The organism is Vibrio sp. 99-70-13A1, assembly GCF_013114625.1.
Classification (GTDB): Bacteria; Pseudomonadota; Gammaproteobacteria; order Enterobacterales; family Vibrionaceae; genus Vibrio.
On sequence record NZ_VTXD01000012.1, the window covers coordinates 59,107 to 77,334 of the forward strand.

The window sequence follows — 18,228 nt, forward strand, 5'->3', positions numbered from 1 at the left end:
TTATCACTCGCAGGTTTGCACATTAGTCATGATCTCATAAAGCTCTTGATCGCTCTGGGCGTTACGGAGCTGTTTCAAGGTTTGTTTATCATTGAGTCTTTCTGCCATGCAAGAAAGCGTTTTGAGGTGCTCCTTACATTGTTCACTAGGAACCAGCAGTGCAAAGAGAAGATCTACAGGTCGATTATCGATGGCATCAAACTCGATAGGATCTTGGCATTGTAATAAAACCGCGATGGCTTTATCGCTAGCATTCATACGCGCATGTGGAATGGCGATACCATTACCAATGCCTGTACTACCCATTTTTTCACGGCTTAGCATGCATTCAAAAAGTTCAGTAGAATCTTGCCCACTGTTTTCTGCTGCTATTTGGCTAATTAGCTCTAGGGCTCTTTTTTTACTGGTGCATTGAACTGCACTTTTGGTGCAGTTCAATGAAAGTACTTCGCTTAATTGCATGTTAGTGGCTACTTAACTTTTCTTTGTGCTTATTGAGTTGGCGAACGAGTTTATCGACTAAAGCATCTATGGCGGCATACATGCTTTCATCAGTCGCAGTAGCATGGATGTCATGTTGATTGACATGCAAAGTAGCTTCTGCGATTTGATTTACTTTCTCAACTCGTAATACAACTTGAATGTTATTGATATGATCAAAGAAACGTTCAAGTTTTTCGAATTTAGAGTGAACATAGTCTTGCATTGAATCGGTAAGATCAACGTGGTGGCCTTGGATATTGATTTGCATAGACTTTCCTTTTCAGTTGGTTGCCTGATTACCGCTACTAAGTAGATAGCTACTCAATTAGCTTATAACAGGCGTTTACGCTGACTCGAGGGGGAAATGCCCAGGGATTCACGGTATTTTGCTATTGTCCGTCTAGCTACCTGAATTCCTTGGTCAGCCAGTAAGGCAGCAATTTTGCTATCGCTAAGAGGCTTGGCTGTATTTTCTGCCGCGACCAACTTTTTGATTAAAGCGCGAATTGCTGTAGATGAACACTCTCCGCCATTATCTGTACTGACATGGCTAGAGAAGAAATATTTTAGTTCGAAGATGCCGCGCGGTGTGTGCATGAACTTTTGAGTGGTAACACGAGAGATCGTAGATTCATGCATATCGACATCTAAAGCCACATCATTTAGTACCATTGGTTTCATGGCTTCTTCACCATATTCAAAGAAACCATGTTGATGTTCTACAATGCACCTTGATACTTTGAGCAAGGTTTCATTTCGGCTTTCTAGGCTTTTAATTAGCCATTTTGCTTCTTGTAAATTCGAGCGTATGTATTGGCTGTCGGCACTGTTGCCTTTACCTAATTGAGCATATTGCTGATTCACTTTTAATTTTGGAATGCTGTCTGGATTGATGGTTACTAGCCATTTGCCATGATCTTTAAATACAGAGACATCTGGCACAACATATTCAGTTTCATCTGGTGTGATTTTACTACCAGGTCTTGGATCGAGTTGTTGAATTAGCTGCAGAACTTCACGTAGCTCTGCTTCTTTTAGTTTGGTTTCTTTAATAACCAGCTTGTAGTCTCGGTTACCAAGTTGGTCGATATGATTGGATAAAACCAGTTTTGCTTCATTCAACCAAGGTGTTTCTTCAGGGAAGGTCGCCAGTTGAAGTAATAAGCAATCTTGTAAATTTATGGATGCAACACCGAGAGGATCAAATTGTTGAACGCGTTTACGAACGGCTTCAATTTCATCAAGTTCAACATCTTCACTATTGAAATTTTCTAAAATATCTTCAAGTGAAACCGTTAAGTAGCCGTGGTCATCAACGGCATCAATTAATGCTAGCGCAATCGTTCGGTCCGTTTCACTGAAGGGGGTGAGGTCAAGTTGCCATAATAAATAGTCGTGAAGGCTTTCGGTTGTTTCACCTTGATAAACGGGCATGTCATCGTCAATTGCGATACCGGTATTACCCGTATTGGAGCTGTAAACATCTTCCCAGGTAGTATCTATTTCTAGTTCATTACCAATTTCAGATTTTTCGATAAGGTCAGAGCTATCAGGTAAGTCGGGCTCAGATGTTGCTTCTGGAGTGTCTGCTGAGTTTTCCTTTGCTTCACTTGTGGCTTTGTCATCAGTTGAAGGTGTGTCTTCACCACCTTCTTCCACATCAAGTAATGGGTTTGACTCTAACGCTTCTTGAATTTCTTGTTGTAAATCCAGAGTCGACAATTGTAACAAGCGAATGGCTTGCTGCAATTGAGGCGTCATAGCTAACTGTTGGCCAAGCTTAAGTTGTAATGAGGGTTTCATTCAGTAGTACTTACCTAATTATTATTTTTAGACTTTCTTGATGTTCTCTATCTAATCATAGACGGAATTGTTCACCTAGATAAACTTGTTTTACTTGTTCGTTATTGAGAACGTCTTCAGGTGTTCCTTCGGCAATAAGATGACCTTGGCTCACGATGTATGCCTTTTCACATACGTCTAATGTTTCGCGTACGTTATGGTCTGTAATGAGGACGCCTAAACCTCTATCTCGCAAATGTTCAATGATTTTTTTGATATCAATGACGGAGATTGGGTCAACACCGGCGAAAGGTTCATCAAGTAAAATGAACTGCGGGTTTGCTGCAAGTGCTCTTGCGATTTCAACTCGGCGTCGTTCTCCACCTGATAGCGCCATGCCTGCACTGGTTCTGATGTGCTGGATATGGAATTCTTCAAGAAGATCTTCAAGCTTATCTTGGCGTTGTTCATGAGTCAGTTCATCACGAGTCTGAAGAACCGACATAATATTATGTTCAACGGAAAGCTTACGGAATATGGATGCTTCTTGAGGCAAATAGCCAATACCTAAACGCGAACGGCTGTGCATAGGCAAAATACTGATGTCATTGTCATCAATACTTATCGTGCCTTCATCACGAGCAACTAGACCTACAATCATATAAAAAGAGGTAGTTTTACCCGCACCATTAGGCCCGAGTAAACCGACAATTTGCCCTGATTCGACTTGCAAGCTTACATCAGTAACAACTTTACGTTTACTGTATGTTTTTGCTAGGTTTTGTGCTTTTAGTATTGCCATAATTTTTGGTCACTTACGCCGTTATTTATTCACTTGAGTTGGCTGTAATACAGTGGTTACTCGCTCATCTTTATCACTATCAGCGACGAGCTTTTGTGACGAAATTTGATAAGTAATGCTTGAACCGCTAATGGTATTTCCATCTTGAGACAGTTGCGCATTTTTAGTCATGATCAGCTTATCGGTTTGCAATTGATAGTTTAGATTATTGGCTTTGCCATCAAGTGTTTTTCCATCGTCTGTGAGCTGTGAAAATGTTGCTGGTATGCCAAAAGCATTAATTGCAGCGATCTCACCAGTAGTGGCATCTCTAGTCACAATTATTTTATCTGCATTGATATTAATGCTGCCTTGCTTCAGCTTTACATCGCCTTGAAAAGTCACTTTATTACTTTTCATATCGAGCTGTTGGCTGTCTGAATCAATATAAACAGGTTGCTCAGTATCAGAAGCTAAGGCTAAAGCGTTAGGTGACGCAAAAGCAAAGGCAAGTAGGCTAAGGTGTAAGAGTTTCATATCTACCTTGGACAGTATTTAAGAGGGTTGCAGTATTGCTATCGAAGTTACCTTCCATAGCTTGTCCCTCTGTTTCAAATAATGGACCGATCATGTGAACTGCTGTTTCTGATCTAAAATCTCGATTTGTTAACTCAATGGCAAGCTTGTTCGTTGTCATTGTATCAAAGCTTGCTTCTGGTAATAGGTTCTTAATGGCAACATTATCATAGAGTGTTAGCTCTTGCTTTTCACTCATAACAGCACGCCTTGCAGTGACTTGCCATTCAATCGTATGACCGTCTCGAAAGACCGATAAAACCGGGTTTTCAAAAATAGTATCGCCACTTTTTGAAAAATACTCTAAATGGCTCGATTCAATTTCGTAACTGCGGATACCTTGTTGGTTATAGGTAATGTTGTCTAGATTTTTACCGCTAAATATAGGTAATTCCAAGTTTGGAGCAACCTGTATTGTATGGCTCTGAGATTTATCATACAAATAATATGTAGACCAAGAACACACAAAGACTAGTATTAAATAGATAATACGAGACAAACTCATATGCTTAAGCCTTTATGCATATCAAGTTCATTTCTTGCTTGTAAGATCAGGTCGCAGACTTCGCGAACCGCGCCATGACCACCCTTGATAGTGGTAACGTAGTTAGCGCGCTGTGCTAATAAAGGATGACCATCGGCAACACAGACCTTTAAACCAACCTGTTCCATGACAGGCCAATCGATCAAGTCATCACCAATGTAACCTGTGTGTTCAGGTGCAACAGATAGCTTGGTACAAATATCTTGATACGCTTTTACTTTGTCATCTTGACCTTGGTAAATGAGCTTAATACCAAGTGCATTCATTCTGTTTTCGACAATTTGTGATTTTCGACCTGTAATGATGGCGATTTCAATCCCAGCATTCATTAAAGATTTAACACCATAACCATCACGGGTATGGAAGGTTTTTAATTCCTCACCATTATTTCCCATATAGATACGACCGTCAGAAAAAACGCCATCTACATCGCAGATAAGTAGCTTAATGCCTTTTGCGATATTGAATACGTTAGAGTCAACTTCGCCATATAATGTTTGAACCGATTGAGTCATTACATTACTCCTGCTTTTAATAGGTCATGCATATTAAGCGCACCGACAAGCTTTCCTTCATGACATAGCATTAGACCATTGATGCTTTTATCTTGCATAAGGTTTAAACCTTCAACCGCTAGCATGTTTGGCTCAGCGACGGTTGGCTTCGGTGTCATGACTTCACCGATGGCGGTAGTATGGATATCTATGCGTTTATCGAGGATGCGTCTTAAGTCACCATCCGTAAATATTCCGACCATAATACCTGCGTTATCGACAATCGCAGTCATGCCTAAGCCTTTTTGAGATATTTCTAGCAAGGCATCACGGACTAATGCTTCAGGAGAGACTATTGGCAGAGCTTCTCCTGTATGCATGATGTCTTCTAATTTTAATAGTAACTTTCTGCCTAGAGCGCCGCCTGGGTGTGATAAGGCAAAGTCTTCAGCAGTGAAGCCCCTTGCTTGAAGCAAAGCAACCGCGAGCGCGTCTCCCATAACCAGTGTGGCCGTTGTACTTGTTGTTGGTGCTAAACCCAATGGGCAGGCTTCTTCTGGCACGGTTATTTGCAAATGAATATCCGCCAGTTTTGCCATGTTTGAAGTTGGCTTGCCTGTCATGCTCAAAATTTGGATATTTAATCGCTTAAGAACAGGGAAAAGGCTCAATATCTCCCCTGACTCGCCAGAGTTAGATATAGCGAGAACAATATCACCAGGCTCTATCATCCCAAGATCACCATGCGCGGCTTCTCCTGGGTGTACAAAAAATGCTGAAGTGCCGGTACTGGCAAGCGTTGCTGCTATTTTCTTGCCTATGTGTCCTGATTTTCCCATACCCATAACAACAACTTTGCCTTTGTTATTAAGGATGAGTTCACAGGCTTGGCAAAACTGTTCATTAAAATATTGATCCAGTTGAGTTAAACCCGCAATCTCGGTCTCTAATACTTGTTTAGCGACACTGCGATAATCGAATGACTGAGACATCAAATACTCCAGAAAATTAGGTTTTGTTCGTTGTATAAAGCGTGATTAAGCCGTCATATTCATTAGCAAGTAACCTTGGTATGCAAGGAACAGTGTGACTAGAACGCCACCTTCAATACGGTTAACGCTACGAGACTTACCAAGCGCCATTAGTACGAGTAATAGCGAAACGCCTAGCATTACCCAAAAATCACGACCCATTGCAAATTCACTTAGAATTGATGGATTTAAAATACCTGGAATGCCCATTACCGCAAGGATGTTGAATACGTTAGAACCAATGATATTACCCACAGCCATATCGTCTTCACCTTTCATAACACCTGCTAGAGAGGCGGCTAATTCAGGTAAACTTGTACCAATTGCAATGATAGTTAGACCGATAACAAGATCACTCATACCAAAATATTTCGCGATAACGACTGCGTTATCGACAAGCATGTCGGCAGCTAGCGGAAGAATAATCAAACCAATCACTACCCACATAATGGCTTTTGGATTACTCACCCCTTCAGGAACTTCTGACTCTTGTTCATCAACAAAAGCATCACCATTCACTTTTTCTTTACGGCTAATCTGTAACATAGCTATTAAGAATGCGGCAAAAAGCACAAATAGAAGGACGCCTTCATAGAAACCAAGGTGATTATCCCATAATAAAGCCCCTGCTAATAAGGTGACACCAATCATTAGTGGAAGTTCTCTTCGAATAACGCCAGAGCTGATTGAAAGCGGTTTAATCAGCGCGGTAATACCTAAGATAAGAGCAATATTAGCAATGTTAGAACCAAGAACGTTACCAACCGCAGTATCGGTTTTGCCATCTAAAGCTGCTGTGGCGGAAACCATCATTTCAGGAGCAGAAGAACCCATAGCCAGAATTGTCATACCAATAACAAGAGGTGAAATACCTACGTTACGAGCAAGAGCAGCAGCACCATATACAAGCTTATCTGCACTCCAAACTAAAAAAACAAGACCGACAATTAGAAACGCGATGGCTTCAAGCATGATGATTCCTACAAATGAGTTAAAAGGGGGTAATTAACCGCTAATTTTGACTTGTTGCTAAGTAAAAGGGAAGCCACTGTTTCAATTAATTGTTGGTTAGCTGTAAACAAACTTCATCGCTTTTAAAAATAATCATGAATTTTATTATTTAGAAGAGGTTGGATGAGCACTAGAATAAATCGAACAGTGCTTTTAATTATTATACATAGTGCTTATCATGAACCGAATTAACGATGCTTTTTAGATCAAGGATAGAGCCATACTATGAGAAATAATGAACTCGTTAGAGTAGAGAACTTAACGTTCTCTCGCGGCGAACGAACTATTTTTGATGACATTAGCTTACTCGTACCTAAAGGTAAGATCACTGCGATCATGGGACCATCAGGTATAGGTAAAACAACTTTATTGCGTATTATTGGCGGTCAGTTACCTCCAAATACGGGGAAGGTGTGGTTTGATGGTGATGACATTCCATCACTGTCGCGCCGAAAGTTATATCAAGCCCGTAAAAAAATGAGCATGCTGTTTCAGTCAGGTGCGCTTTTTACGGATCTAACTGTATTTGATAACGTCGCGTTCCCACTACGCGAACATACAGAATTATGTGAAAAGTTTATTCATTCTATTGTCATGCTTAAACTTGAGGCGGTAGGGCTTCGCGGCGCTGCACAACTTATGCCGAGTGAGCTTTCTGGCGGCATGGCAAGACGTGCAGCTTTAGCACGTGCTATTGCGCTTGATCCTGAACTTATCATGTACGACGAACCTTTTGTTGGGCAGGACCCTATTACAATGGGCGTCTTAGTTAAGCTTATCCGTAGCTTGAACCAGGCATTGGATTTGACATCGATAGTCGTTTCACATGACGTTCCTGAAGTAATGAGTATTGCCGATCTTGTCTATTTACTCGCAGACGGAAAAGTCATTGCTAGTGGTTCTCCTGAGGAATTGCGCCAAAGTAACGATCCAAGAGTGCAGCAATTCTTACAAGGTGATGCGGATGGTCCTGTGCCTTTCCGTTTCCCCGCTCAAAGTATTGAAGAGGACTTGTTCTAAAATGATCTCCAATTATATCGCGAGCGTTGGACAAAGAGCATTAGCCATTTGTGAAGCTTTTGGGCGTGCAAGTCTAATGTTATTCGGAGCCCTAGCCGGAGTCCCTCGTTTAAAAAACTTCCCTCTATTAGTTAAGCAGCTTTACAGCGTCGGTGTTCAGTCCCTTGCGATTATTATCGTTTCTGGACTTTTCATCGGGATGGTTCTGAGCTTACAAGGCTACGTAATTCTCATCGATTATGGAGCTGAAGGTAGCCTTGGACAAATGGTGGCACTATCGTTACTGCGTGAGCTAGGACCGGTTGTGACGGCTCTGCTTTTTGCCGGGCGTGCTGGCTCAGCCTTAACGGCTGAAATCGGTTTGATGAAAGCGACCGAGCAATTATCTAGCTTAGAAATGATGGCAGTTGATCCCTTAAAGCGAGTAATCGCTCCTCGTTTATGGGCTGGATTGATTTCGATGCCACTGCTTGCCATGATTTTTATGGCGGTGGGTATTTGGGGTGGTCAACTTGTTGGTGTTGACTGGAAAGGAATTGATCACGGCAGCTTTTGGTCTGCTATGCAGTCTTCTGTTGAGTTAGGTAGAGACATAGGTAACAGCTTAATTAAGTGTATGTTCTTTGCTATTACAGTAACTTGGATTGCTCTATTTAATGGTTACGATGCGATACCGACTTCCGAAGGTATTAGCCGCGCCACTACACGCACAGTTGTGCACTCTTCTCTAGCTGTATTGGGGCTAGATTTTGTTCTTACAGCACTGATGTTCGGGAATTAATCATGCAACAAACACGAAAACTAGAATTATGGGTCGGTACTTTTGTTATCGCCGGAATTTGCGCAATCTTAATCATGATTTTTCAAGTCGCTGACGTAAAAGGGCTTGGTTCAAACCATACTTACTCTTTAAAGGCGACCTTCGACAACATTGGTAGCTTGAAAGTACGTTCACCTGTCAAAGTTGGCGGTGTGGTTGTTGGTCGTGTTACGAGTATTGAATTAGACAAAGAAAGTTATTTACCCGTTGTTAACCTTTCTATTGATGCGAAATATTCACAATTTCCAGAAACTTCAAGCGCGAAGATTTTGACTTCAGGATTGATCGGTGAGCAATACATTAGCTTAGTGCCTGGCTTTGTATTCGAAGATGAAGAAATGCTAATTGATGGCGATTTCATTGAGGATACTAAATCTGCTTTAGTACTTGAAGATTTGATCGGTCAAGTTCTATATAGCGTTGGCGGTTCTGAAGAAACGACAAAGGAATAATGACATGCTGAAGAAATTATTTATAACCCTGACGGTTTTGCTTTTTTCTGTAAACGTTTTTGCAGAGTCGACTGATAAAAAAGAAGCGATAGATAAAACTCAGCCTTATCAGATGATGAAGCAAGTCGCTGACCAAGCTTTTTCTCGATTGAAAGACGAGCAAGTTAATATTCAGAATGATCCTGAATTATTGAAAGTCATCGTTGAAGAAGAGTTGATGCCATACGTCAATTCTCAATATGCGGCATTAAAGCTTCTCGGTCCAAATTTAAAAGGTGCGGATAAAAAAGACGTACGTATTTTTATTGATGCCTTTTATGGTTATCTAGTGACGTCGTATGCGCAAGTTTTGACTCAGTACACTGACCAAAAAATTGAATTTGGACCAGAAGCTAAGTTAAAAGAAGGCACTCGTATTACTAGTGTTAAAGTCGATATTGTTGCGGCTCCACGGCCTAATATCAAACTTGAATTTAAGCTGCGTAAAGATAAAAAATCTGGCGAGTGGAAAGCGTTTGATATGATTGCGGAAGGCATTAGCTTACTTTCTAGTAAGCAGTCAGAATGGAACAGTAAAATTCGTCAGCAAGGTATTGTTTCAGTGGCTGAAGATTTAGACCGTTTAGCAAAGCAGCCGATTCGTTTTGAAGGGGTAAAATAATGTCACACCCTCAATGGAAATCTGCAAGCTTAAATGAGTTCCAACTCTCTGGTGATTTAGATAGAGAGTCAGTTCCGTCGCTATGGTTAACATTGGAGAGGTGGAAAACGACTGAATCTGAAGTGCAAGTCGACTTAAATCAAGTAAATCGCATTGATTCGGCTGGAATGGTGATGCTAATTCACTTAATAGAGCATGCAAAAAATCAAAACTGTCATATAATGCTCAGTTTCGTGCCAGAACAATTACGAACGTTGTTCCAATTGAGCAATATCCAGCCATTGATGGCAAAACACTTAAAAGATTAGGCAGGAGCTATTTGTGGACAGCACAAAAGTACAAGAATTATTAACAGAGGCGTTGGGCCTACAAGAACTTATCGTAAAAGGTGAAGGTAGCCACTATGAAGTGGTTGCAATCGATGCTTGTTTTGACGGTATGAACCGAGTAAAAAAACAGCAGCTTATTTATGGTCCTCTGATGGAATACATTCAACGTAATGATATCCACGCTCTTTCTATCAAGGCTTATACGCCAGAAGAGTGGGAACGCGATAAGAAACTGATGTCTCTGTAAGGTTTATGATGGAAAAGTTTCGAGTTATTGGATCGGATAAGCCACTTAATGGCGAAGTAACGATCTCAGGCGCAAAAAATGCTGCGCTTCCTATTTTATTTGCTTCTATTCTTGCAGAAGAACCTGTGGAAGTAAGTAATGTACCTCACCTTCGTGATATTGATACCACGATGGAATTGCTTAAGCGATTAGGTGCAAAAGTATCACGTAACGGTAGTGTTCATGTTGATGGTCGTGAGATCAATGAACTGTGTGCTCCGTATGACTTAGTGAAAACGATGCGTGCATCTATTTGGGCTTTAGGTCCATTGGTGGCTCGTTTTGGTCAAGGTCAAGTATCACTTCCTGGTGGTTGTGCGATTGGTGCTCGCCCTGTGGATCTTCATATCCACGGTCTTGAGCAACTGGGTGCAACAATCACATTAGAAGACGGTTACGTTAAAGCAAGTGTTGATGGTCGCCTTAAAGGCGCGCACATCGTGATGGATAAAGTGAGCGTAGGTGCCACTATAACTATCATGTGTGCAGCAACATTGGCTGAAGGTAAAACAGTACTTGATAACTCGGCTCGTGAGCCAGAGATTGTTGATACTGCTGACTTCCTAAATAAGTTAGGCGCTAAGATTTCAGGTGCAGGTACAGATACTATTACTATTGAAGGCGTTGAACGCCTTGGTGGTGGTAAACATGCTGTGGTTGCAGACCGTATTGAAACCGGGACTTTCTTAGTTGCTGCTGCCGTTTCTGGCGGAAAAGTGGTTTGTCGTAACACTAGCGCTCATCTTCTTGAAGCAGCATTAGCGAAGCTTGAAGAAGCTGGTGCGAAAGTTGAAACAGGCGAAGATTGGATCAGCTTGGATATGACGGGTCGTGAGCTGAAAGCGGTGAAAATCGTAACAGCACCTCACCCTGGTTTTCCTACAGATATGCAAGCGCAATTTACTTTGCTGAATATGATGGCGAAAGGTAGTGGTGTTATCACTGAAACTATTTTTGAAAACCGCTTTATGCATATTCCTGAACTTCAGCGTATGGGTGCCAAAGCTGAAATTGAAGGCAACACTGCGATTTGTGGTGACACGCCTCAGTTAAGTGGTGCACAAGTTATGGCGACCGATCTACGTGCTTCTGCAAGTTTAGTTATCGCGGGCTGTATTGCTCAAGGTGAAACTATCGTAGACCGCATTTATCATATCGATCGTGGCTACGATAAGATTGAAGATAAACTGTCTGCCCTAGGCGCAAATATCGAACGTTTTCGTGATTCAAACTAGCCAATACGCTAGTGAATGATGATTTAAACGATAAAAATAGAAAGTCGAAACCTTGGTTTCGGCTTTTTTATAGATGTATTTATTTATAGTTGCACCTTATGGTTTTTAGCATCGTGAATCTCACTTTGATCGATGTTCAGTAAAGGTGTTTCTGGAGAACAAGATGATAGCAATACTACGTATTTTTGCCCTCGCTATTTTTGCGATTCTTATGTTTGTATTTGGTTGTGGCTACTGCTTATTAAGCCCGCGTAACCCAAAGCATGTTTTTACTTTTGGTCGTTACTTCGGTTACATGTCCAAAATATTTGGTATGAAGTTAGAGTTACGCATTCCTGAAGATGCTTATTCTCGTGGTCAGCATGTCTACGTTGCCAACCACCAGAATAGCTGGGATTTGTTCACTATTTCATCAGCAGTGACGCCTAAAGTTGTGACGGTAGGTAAGAAAAGCCTAGTTTGGATGCCTTTGTTTGGTCAGCTTTATTGGCTAACGGGTAACATCCTTATTGACCGTGCAAATAGAAGCAAAGCAGTTGGCACTATCGATCAGGTTGTGAACAGCTTAAAAGAAAGCGATGTATCGGTTTGGATGTTCCCTGAAGGTACTCGTTCACGCGGACGCGGGTTACTACCATTTAAAACAGGTGCATTTCATGCTGCTATTGGGGCTGGTTTACCGATTATTCCAATCGTTTGTAGCTCGACTGGTGATGTTAAATTAAACCGCTGGAATAACGGTCATGTTATCGTTGAAATGTTGCCGCCAGTTAGCGTTGAAGGTTATGACAAATCGAACGTACGCGAATTAGCGAATCAGTGCCGAGAGCAAATGAAAAATAAGCTGGAAGCATTAGATAAAGAAGTGGTTGAGCTTAATCGCAAATAATTAAGCTTTACGACAGACAATAAAAAAGGTTGCCGACAGGGCAACCTTTTTTGTTTCTCATGAATGTACTAACTAAGCAAGAGCAGTGACTTGGCTTGAATGTCCATTCGAGAGCTTGAAACTTATTTACGAACCGCAATAGCTTCGATTTCAATACCAACATCTTTTGGTAGACGAGCAACTTCAACACAAGAGCGAGCAGGGTAGTTTGCTACACCGTGTTCGTCGAAGAACTTACCGTAAACTTCATTTACAGTTCCGAAATCATTTAGGTCTTTTACGAATACCGTTAGTTTCACGATATCTTTTACCGTTAGACCAGACGCTTCAACAACAGCTTGAACATTGTCTAGAGACTGACGAGCTTGTACTGCGATGTCTTCCGACACTTCACCCGTTGCTGGGTTTACTGGAATCTGACCTGAAGTCAGTACCATATTGCCAAGATCAACACCTTGAACATATGGGCCGATTGCTGCTGGAGCAGATTCTGTATGAAGTACTTTAGTCATGGGTTATTCCATCAGTTATGAGATAAAAATCGAAATTCAGTGTGCCTCCAAATTTTCGATTGGTAAAGAGTAAAATACCCCGCACAGGCGAGGTATTTCATAGTTTTGACATTCGCAGCGATGAATAAACTGGCTTTATCTTTCTGTTACGATTTCACGAGCGAAAACTTTCTCACAGTATTTACACTTCAAGCGAATATCTTCTTTCTTCTCAAAGACCTTGAAGCTACTTTCAACGGGTTCATTATGCGTAATACAGTTGGTATTTGGGCATTCAAAAATATCATTGATTTGCTCAGGAAGTTCTAAAGCAAGCTTCTTAACGACTTTGTAGTCTTCTATTTGGTTAACAGTAGCATGCGGTGCATACAGAGCTAACTTATTCGCTTGTTCTTCCGTAACGAAGACGTTTTCAATTTTTAGTAAGTCTTTTCCACCTAAAGCTGAAGAAGGAAGGTTTAGACCAATCGTGATTCGTTGATTCGAGTTATGCATATCAAAAAGTTTTAGAACTTTGATGCCGATATTTGCAGGAATATGGTCAATCACGGTGCCATTCTTGATTGCTTCAACTTGCAATTGAGTTTCTTTTGTCATGGTATATCTCCCGATTACAAGGTTTCGTTTAGAACTAGAGCCAGCAAAGCTTCACGTGCGTAAACGCCATTTTCAGCTTGCTCGAAGTAATAGGCATAAGGTGTTTTATCAACATCAGTAGTAATTTCATCTACACGTGGTAGTGGGTGAAGTACTTTAAGGTTGTCACGAGCACCTTCAAGAAGCGCAGCATTTAAAATATAAGCCGATTTAATATGAGCATATTCAGATTCATCGAAACGCTCTTTTTGTACGCGAGTCATGTACAGAATATCTAGCTCAGGAATAACACTATCCATATCTAATAGCTGCTTATACTGAATGCCTGCTTCATCAAGCTCTTCACAGATATAGTCAGGCATTGCCAAAGCTTCAGGAGCGATAAAGTAGAAACATACATTGTTGAACTTAGCCAATGCTTGAGTCAGCGAGTGTACGGTTCTGCCATATTTCAGGTCACCAACGAACGCGACATTCAAGTTATCTAAACGTCCTTGAGTTTCTGCAATAGAGAAGAGATCAAGAAGAGTTTGAGTGGGGTGTTGGTTCGCACCATCACCAGCGTTGATGACTGGCACGCCATTTGAGAATTCTGAAGCGAGACGCGCAGCGCCTTCTTGTGGATGACGCATTACATAAGCATCTACATAAGAAGAAATCACCTGCACTGAATCTGCCAGTGTCTCGCCTTTTTTAGCTAAAGAAGTATTACCGCCACTATCAAAACCAATCACATCTCCGCCAATACGTTGAATTGCGGTTTCAAAAGACAGACGTGTACGAGTTGAAGGTTCGAAGAAACAGCTCGCAATGACTTTATTTTTAATAAGGTTAGGGTTGGGTTCTGCTTTGAGTTGACCTGCCGTTTGAACAATCAATTCTAGCTCTTCACGAGAAAGCTCTGGAATTGAGATAATGTGCTTTTGAAAAAGCGAATTCGTCATGATCTTCTTCCCTACTATTTTGTATTAGCCATAAAAAAGCCCCCCAATAAGGGAGGCTTTAAAAACGTGCTGAAAAGCAGAATAGACAACCAGACAAGCAAGATAGCTTGCGTGCAATATTGGGCATTTTCACAACATTGATAGGTGTCATTTTCACTACTCTCAGTCAAATTGCCGAGAATTATACGCTTTCAATTTGTGATCGCAAGCGATTACATCAAGCTTTTTTACTGTTATAAAACTCTATGATTCACGCTCGAATCATAAATTTTAAGATGGCTACCCTAATGTGGCAACCATGACTGCTTTGATGGTGTGCATACGGTTTTCGGCTTCATCAAATACAATTGAATATTCCGATTCAAAGACTTCATCTGTAACTTCTAAGCCGTTCATGCCGTATTTATCTGCGACTTGCTGCCCAATTACGGTTTCATTATTATGAAAAGCAGGAAGACAATGCATGAACTTAACTTGTGGATTACCCGTTTGTTTAATGACATCCATATTCACTTGGTAAGGTGTCATTACTGCAACTCGTTCATCCCAAGCTTCTGGCGGCTCACCCATTGACACCCATACATCGGTATAAAGGAAATCACAGCCTTGTACTCCCTCGCTAACATCTTCTGTGAGAGTGATTTTAGCGCCTGTCGTTTTAGCTATAGATTGGCATTGTTCTACAAGCGACTCTTCTGGCCAAAAGGCTTGCGGAGCAACGAGGCGAATATCCATTCCCATTTTTGCTGCGCCTACTAAAAGTGAATTACCCATGTTGTTACGAGCATCACCAAGGTAAGCAAAACTAATTTGATGCAGCTGTTTACCCTGACCATGTTCAAGCATCGTTAGAAAATCAGCAAGAATTTGTGTTGGGTGGAATTCATCAGTTAGCCCATTCCAGACAGGGACACCCGAATAAGCACCCAAATCTTCAACTATGTATTGCCCAAATCCCCGATATTCGATGCCGTCATACATTCGCCCTAATACACGGGCTGTGTCTTTCATTGATTCCTTTTGACCTATCTGAGAACCAGAAGGACCGAGATAAGAAACTTGCGCACCTTGATCAAAAGCGGCAACTTCAAAGGCACAGCGAGTTCGAGTTGAGGCTTTTTCAAAGATCAGCGCGATATTTTTACCGGTTAATTTTTTCTGCTCCGTACCTGCATATTTAGCTTTTTTTAAGTCAGCAGAGAGATCCAGTAAAAACTGAATTTCCTTTGGAGAGAAATCGAGAAGTTTTAGAAAGTTACGGTTGCGAAGATTAAAAGCCATATCTCGCTCCTTGAGCATAAAGAATCAATGAAGTAGATAGTTATACATATAAATGCTTTTATTGTGAATAATTATTTTAAAGTTTAACAAAAAAAGCTGATGATTAATCATCAGCTTTTCTAGAATTATAAACGGTAGAGTTTGAGATAACTTCTACCAATGATATTTATCGTTTTTAAATATCATCACGCTCAATTGGACAACTCATGCAGCGAGCGCCACCGCGTCCACGACCAAGCTCGTTTCCAGGAATAGTCAGGACTTCGATCCCGGCTTTATCGTACTTTTCATTCGTGTAAACGTTGCGCTCGTAACCAATAACTGTACCAGGTTTAACGGTCAGTACGTTGTTAGCATCATTCCACTGTTCACGTTCCGCTTCGTAGTTATCACCACCAGTAGTAATGATCTTCAGTTGATCTAACCCTAATGCGCCTTCGATAGCAGACAAGTAGTTATCTGCCTTCTCTACACGCATTTCACCATTTCCTTTTGGTGTTAAGCGCCAAGTATCAAGATCTTTACGTACGATCTCTGGGTATACAGAGAAAGTATCAATATCCATGTGCGTCATGACAGTATCTAAATGCATGCATGAACGGTGTTTTGGCAGATCAATGGCGATAACTTCTTTAGCCTGACCTGATTTAAATAGGCTTGCTGCTAAATTTTCAACACCTTGAGGTTTAGTACGCTCAGAGATACCGATTAGCACAGCGCCTTTACCAATAACAAGAACATCACCACCTTCAATATTTGCATTGTCGTAATGCAAATCTTCATCGCCAAAGTATTTTATGAAATCTTGACCGGCAAAGACAGGGTGCCAGCGGTAGATTGCACGCAAGTGATTCGTTTCTCGTTGACGAGCAGGCATCATCATTGGGTTAAGAGATACACCGCCATATACCCAACATGAAGTATCACGCGTGAATAAGTGATTAGGTAATGGTTCAATGACAAAGTCGAGAGGTCTATGCATTTTAGGCAGCATAGAAGAAGACTTGATTGGAAGCTCTGAATAAGCCAAGCCACCTAATAGAATGGTTGCTAGGTGTTCATTGTCCATTTGAGCAAGATAATTACGCAAGTCTCGAGCAAAAGTAGGACCATAACGGAAATCAGATATCTGAGTATTAAGCAACCATTCCCTAGCTTCAGCGACATTGAGCGTTTCAACGAGTAGATCGTGTAACAGTAATACTTCCACACCTTGGTTACGCAGTGTAGAGGCGAAAGCATCGTGCTCTTCACCTGCCGCTTCAACAGCTAAAACATCATCAAATAATAGTTCATGACAGTTTGAAGGGGTGAGGTGGGTGAGTGCTCGTTCTGGTCGGTTTAATAGAACTCGTCTTAACTGACCAACTTCGGAGCCAACGTACAGCTTACTCATTTTGCATCCTTACTTTTAATCCAGATTCTAGTTATGACAAGGTTAAAAGAAAGATGCAAGTTCCTATAATAGTGCCTTTGCTTGGTTTGGATGATAATTGTGGTTATAAAAACTACTAATATTAATATTTTTATATTTTTATGTTGTATGACGACTTATTGTATAGATGCTTCCACCTGAGTTTATATGCTGTTTATGGAGGGGTTGTTCGATTATCTCAGTGAAATTAATTGAATAAGTATTCACCATTATTCATTTTTTGAGTTGTAAATGAGGTTTTATTCATTTTGACATGATCTCTCATATGCATTTAGTGCGCATTAATACGCATTTAAAGAGCGTTTCATGCAATATAGTGAATGCAGACGATATGCTAAAATATAAGATGGTTAATAATATGTTGAAAATTTGTTTCTGTGATTGCTGTTTTATTTTTCAATTAATATTAGGCTACTAATCTGGTTAGAAAGATCATCTTCAACCCTTAATCTAGGTGGCTTTTCTGGTCGATCCATGACATATTTCGTGACAATCAAATTTGATCTTTTCATAGTCAACACTCTGGAGCAGACACATGTCTCACGAAGATGAATATCTATCAGTAGCGGAATTAATTGAATTTCAAAAGGAAGAGACTCGCGACATCATTGAAGCATTAATTGAAGATGGTAGCGATCCTGATGCTTTATACGATATTGAGCATCACCTATTTGCTGAAGATTTCGAAGTACTTGAAAAAGCCGTTGTTGAAGCATTCAAAATGGGCTTTGAAGTTCTTGAAGCTGAAGAGACAGAAGACGAAGATGGTAAGAAGCTACTTTGTTGTGATGCAATGATGCAGTCTGTTCTAAACCCAGAAACGATTGATGAGCAAGTTGAGAAGCTTGTTAATCTAGCTGAGAAATTCGACATCATTTACGATGGCTGGGGTACTTACTATGAAGGTGAAGATGCTATTCACCCAGAAGAAGATGATGAAGACGAAGAGTAATTTGTCGTGATTTAATGAATGCCAGCATCTTTGCTGGCATTTTTGTATCTGTTCGAAAACCCTACAAAAATACATGTCATTATGTGTATACATTCACTATAATGCGCTCAAAC

The 18,228-nt window shown here is 40.9% G+C and carries 23 protein-coding genes; 9 read left to right on the forward strand and 14 right to left on the reverse strand.

Annotated features, from left to right (window positions below):
* Nucleotides 1-3: 3 nt before the first annotated feature.
* From ptsN to F0226_RS09990, 9 genes are all read right to left on the reverse strand, one after another.
* Nucleotides 4-462: a PTS IIA-like nitrogen regulatory protein PtsN gene (gene ptsN / locus F0226_RS09950; RefSeq protein WP_137375183.1), complete on the reverse strand. Its 459-nt coding sequence runs from the start codon at nt 460-462 to the stop codon at nt 4-6.
* A gap of 1 nt (nt 463) precedes the next feature.
* A complete protein-coding gene (gene hpf / locus F0226_RS09955) occupies nt 464-751 on the reverse strand; it encodes a ribosome hibernation promoting factor (protein WP_171735486.1) in 288 nt (95 codons plus the stop codon).
* Between the two features lie 62 nt (nt 752-813).
* Nucleotides 814-2,286 carry an RNA polymerase factor sigma-54 gene (locus F0226_RS09960; protein WP_171735487.1) on the reverse strand — a complete coding sequence of 491 codons (1,473 nt, stop codon included), beginning with the start codon at nt 2,284-2,286 and terminating at the stop codon, nt 814-816.
* A 55-nt stretch (nt 2,287-2,341) separates the two neighbouring features.
* Entirely contained in the window at nt 2,342-3,067 is a 726-nt protein-coding gene (gene lptB / locus F0226_RS09965; protein WP_137375186.1) for an LPS export ABC transporter ATP-binding protein, read from the reverse strand.
* A 21-nt stretch (nt 3,068-3,088) separates the two neighbouring features.
* Nucleotides 3,089-3,583, reverse strand: coding sequence for a lipopolysaccharide transport periplasmic protein LptA (lptA, locus tag F0226_RS09970; protein WP_171735488.1), 495 nt, complete (start codon nt 3,581-3,583; stop codon nt 3,089-3,091).
* Nucleotides 3,564-4,127 (reverse strand): LPS export ABC transporter periplasmic protein LptC, encoded by a 564-nt coding sequence (lptC, locus tag F0226_RS09975; protein WP_171735489.1) that lies wholly within the window; start codon nt 4,125-4,127, stop codon nt 3,564-3,566. Before lptC ends, lptA begins: the two co-directional genes overlap by 20 nt.
* On the reverse strand, nt 4,124-4,681 hold the full coding sequence (gene kdsC, locus F0226_RS09980) for a 3-deoxy-manno-octulosonate-8-phosphatase KdsC (RefSeq protein ID WP_171735490.1): 558 nt from the start codon (nt 4,679-4,681) through the stop codon (nt 4,124-4,126). Before kdsC ends, lptC begins: the two co-directional genes overlap by 4 nt.
* Nucleotides 4,681-5,652, reverse strand: coding sequence for an arabinose-5-phosphate isomerase KdsD (gene kdsD / locus F0226_RS09985; RefSeq protein WP_171735491.1), 972 nt, complete (start codon nt 5,650-5,652; stop codon nt 4,681-4,683). Before kdsD ends, kdsC begins: the two co-directional genes overlap by 1 nt.
* 45 nt (nt 5,653-5,697) lie before the next feature.
* Nucleotides 5,698-6,663: a calcium/sodium antiporter gene (locus F0226_RS09990; protein WP_171735492.1), complete on the reverse strand. Its 966-nt coding sequence runs from the start codon at nt 6,661-6,663 to the stop codon at nt 5,698-5,700.
* Nucleotides 6,664-6,927: 264 nt separating this feature from the next.
* Here F0226_RS09990 and mlaF point away from each other — a divergent pair, with 264 nt between their 5' ends.
* From mlaF to F0226_RS10030, 8 genes are all read left to right on the forward strand, one after another.
* On the forward strand, nt 6,928-7,722 hold the full coding sequence (gene mlaF, locus F0226_RS09995) for a phospholipid ABC transporter ATP-binding protein MlaF (RefSeq protein WP_171735493.1): 795 nt from the start codon (nt 6,928-6,930) through the stop codon (nt 7,720-7,722).
* Between the two features lies 1 nt (nt 7,723).
* Nucleotides 7,724-8,503, forward strand: coding sequence for a lipid asymmetry maintenance ABC transporter permease subunit MlaE (gene mlaE / locus F0226_RS10000; RefSeq protein ID WP_171735494.1), 780 nt, complete (start codon nt 7,724-7,726; stop codon nt 8,501-8,503).
* A gap of 2 nt (nt 8,504-8,505) precedes the next feature.
* Nucleotides 8,506-8,994, forward strand: a complete 489-nt coding sequence (gene mlaD / locus F0226_RS10005; protein WP_171735495.1) for an outer membrane lipid asymmetry maintenance protein MlaD — start codon at nt 8,506-8,508, stop codon at nt 8,992-8,994.
* Nucleotides 8,995-8,998: 4 nt separating this feature from the next.
* Nucleotides 8,999-9,655, forward strand: a complete 657-nt coding sequence (locus tag F0226_RS10010; protein ID WP_171735496.1) for a phospholipid-binding protein MlaC — start codon at nt 8,999-9,001, stop codon at nt 9,653-9,655.
* Nucleotides 9,655-9,963 (forward strand): lipid asymmetry maintenance protein MlaB, encoded by a 309-nt coding sequence (locus F0226_RS10015; RefSeq protein ID WP_171735497.1) that lies wholly within the window; start codon nt 9,655-9,657, stop codon nt 9,961-9,963. The genes F0226_RS10010 and F0226_RS10015 overlap by 1 nt, the downstream gene beginning before the upstream one ends.
* Nucleotides 9,964-9,976: 13 nt before the next feature.
* Nucleotides 9,977-10,231 carry a BolA family iron metabolism protein IbaG gene (gene ibaG / locus F0226_RS10020; protein ID WP_137375197.1) on the forward strand — a complete coding sequence of 85 codons (255 nt, stop codon included), beginning with the start codon at nt 9,977-9,979 and terminating at the stop codon, nt 10,229-10,231.
* An 8-nt stretch (nt 10,232-10,239) separates the two neighbouring features.
* On the forward strand, nt 10,240-11,505 hold the full coding sequence (gene murA / locus F0226_RS10025; protein ID WP_171735498.1) for a UDP-N-acetylglucosamine 1-carboxyvinyltransferase: 1,266 nt from the start codon (nt 10,240-10,242) through the stop codon (nt 11,503-11,505).
* Between the two features lie 163 nt (nt 11,506-11,668).
* On the forward strand, nt 11,669-12,394 hold the full coding sequence (locus F0226_RS10030; protein ID WP_171735499.1) for a 1-acylglycerol-3-phosphate O-acyltransferase: 726 nt from the start codon (nt 11,669-11,671) through the stop codon (nt 12,392-12,394).
* A 122-nt stretch (nt 12,395-12,516) separates the two neighbouring features.
* Here the strand turns inward: F0226_RS10030 and F0226_RS10035 are convergent, their stop codons facing one another.
* From F0226_RS10035 to arcA, 5 genes are all read right to left on the reverse strand, one after another.
* Nucleotides 12,517-12,906 carry a RidA family protein gene (locus tag F0226_RS10035; protein WP_137375200.1) on the reverse strand — a complete coding sequence of 130 codons (390 nt, stop codon included), beginning with the start codon at nt 12,904-12,906 and terminating at the stop codon, nt 12,517-12,519.
* 135 nt (nt 12,907-13,041) lie between these two features.
* On the reverse strand, nt 13,042-13,503 hold the full coding sequence (gene pyrI, locus F0226_RS10040) for an aspartate carbamoyltransferase regulatory subunit (protein ID WP_171735500.1): 462 nt from the start codon (nt 13,501-13,503) through the stop codon (nt 13,042-13,044).
* Between the two features lie 14 nt (nt 13,504-13,517).
* The gene (gene pyrB / locus F0226_RS10045; protein WP_171735501.1) at nt 13,518-14,447 is read right to left on the reverse strand and encodes an aspartate carbamoyltransferase; all 930 of its coding nucleotides are present in this window, start codon (nt 14,445-14,447) and stop codon (nt 13,518-13,520) included.
* 279 nt (nt 14,448-14,726) lie between these two features.
* Complete coding sequence (locus tag F0226_RS10050) at nt 14,727-15,728, reverse strand: ornithine carbamoyltransferase (protein ID WP_171735502.1); 1,002 nt, start codon at nt 15,726-15,728, stop codon at nt 14,727-14,729.
* A gap of 175 nt (nt 15,729-15,903) precedes the next feature.
* Nucleotides 15,904-17,124 carry an arginine deiminase gene (arcA, locus tag F0226_RS10055; protein WP_171735503.1) on the reverse strand — a complete coding sequence of 407 codons (1,221 nt, stop codon included), beginning with the start codon at nt 17,122-17,124 and terminating at the stop codon, nt 15,904-15,906.
* 574 nt (nt 17,125-17,698) lie between these two features.
* Here arcA and rraB point away from each other — a divergent pair.
* Nucleotides 17,699-18,115: a ribonuclease E inhibitor RraB gene (gene rraB / locus F0226_RS10060; RefSeq protein WP_171735504.1), complete on the forward strand. Its 417-nt coding sequence runs from the start codon at nt 17,699-17,701 to the stop codon at nt 18,113-18,115.
* The last annotated feature ends 113 nt before the right edge of the window (nt 18,116-18,228 follow it).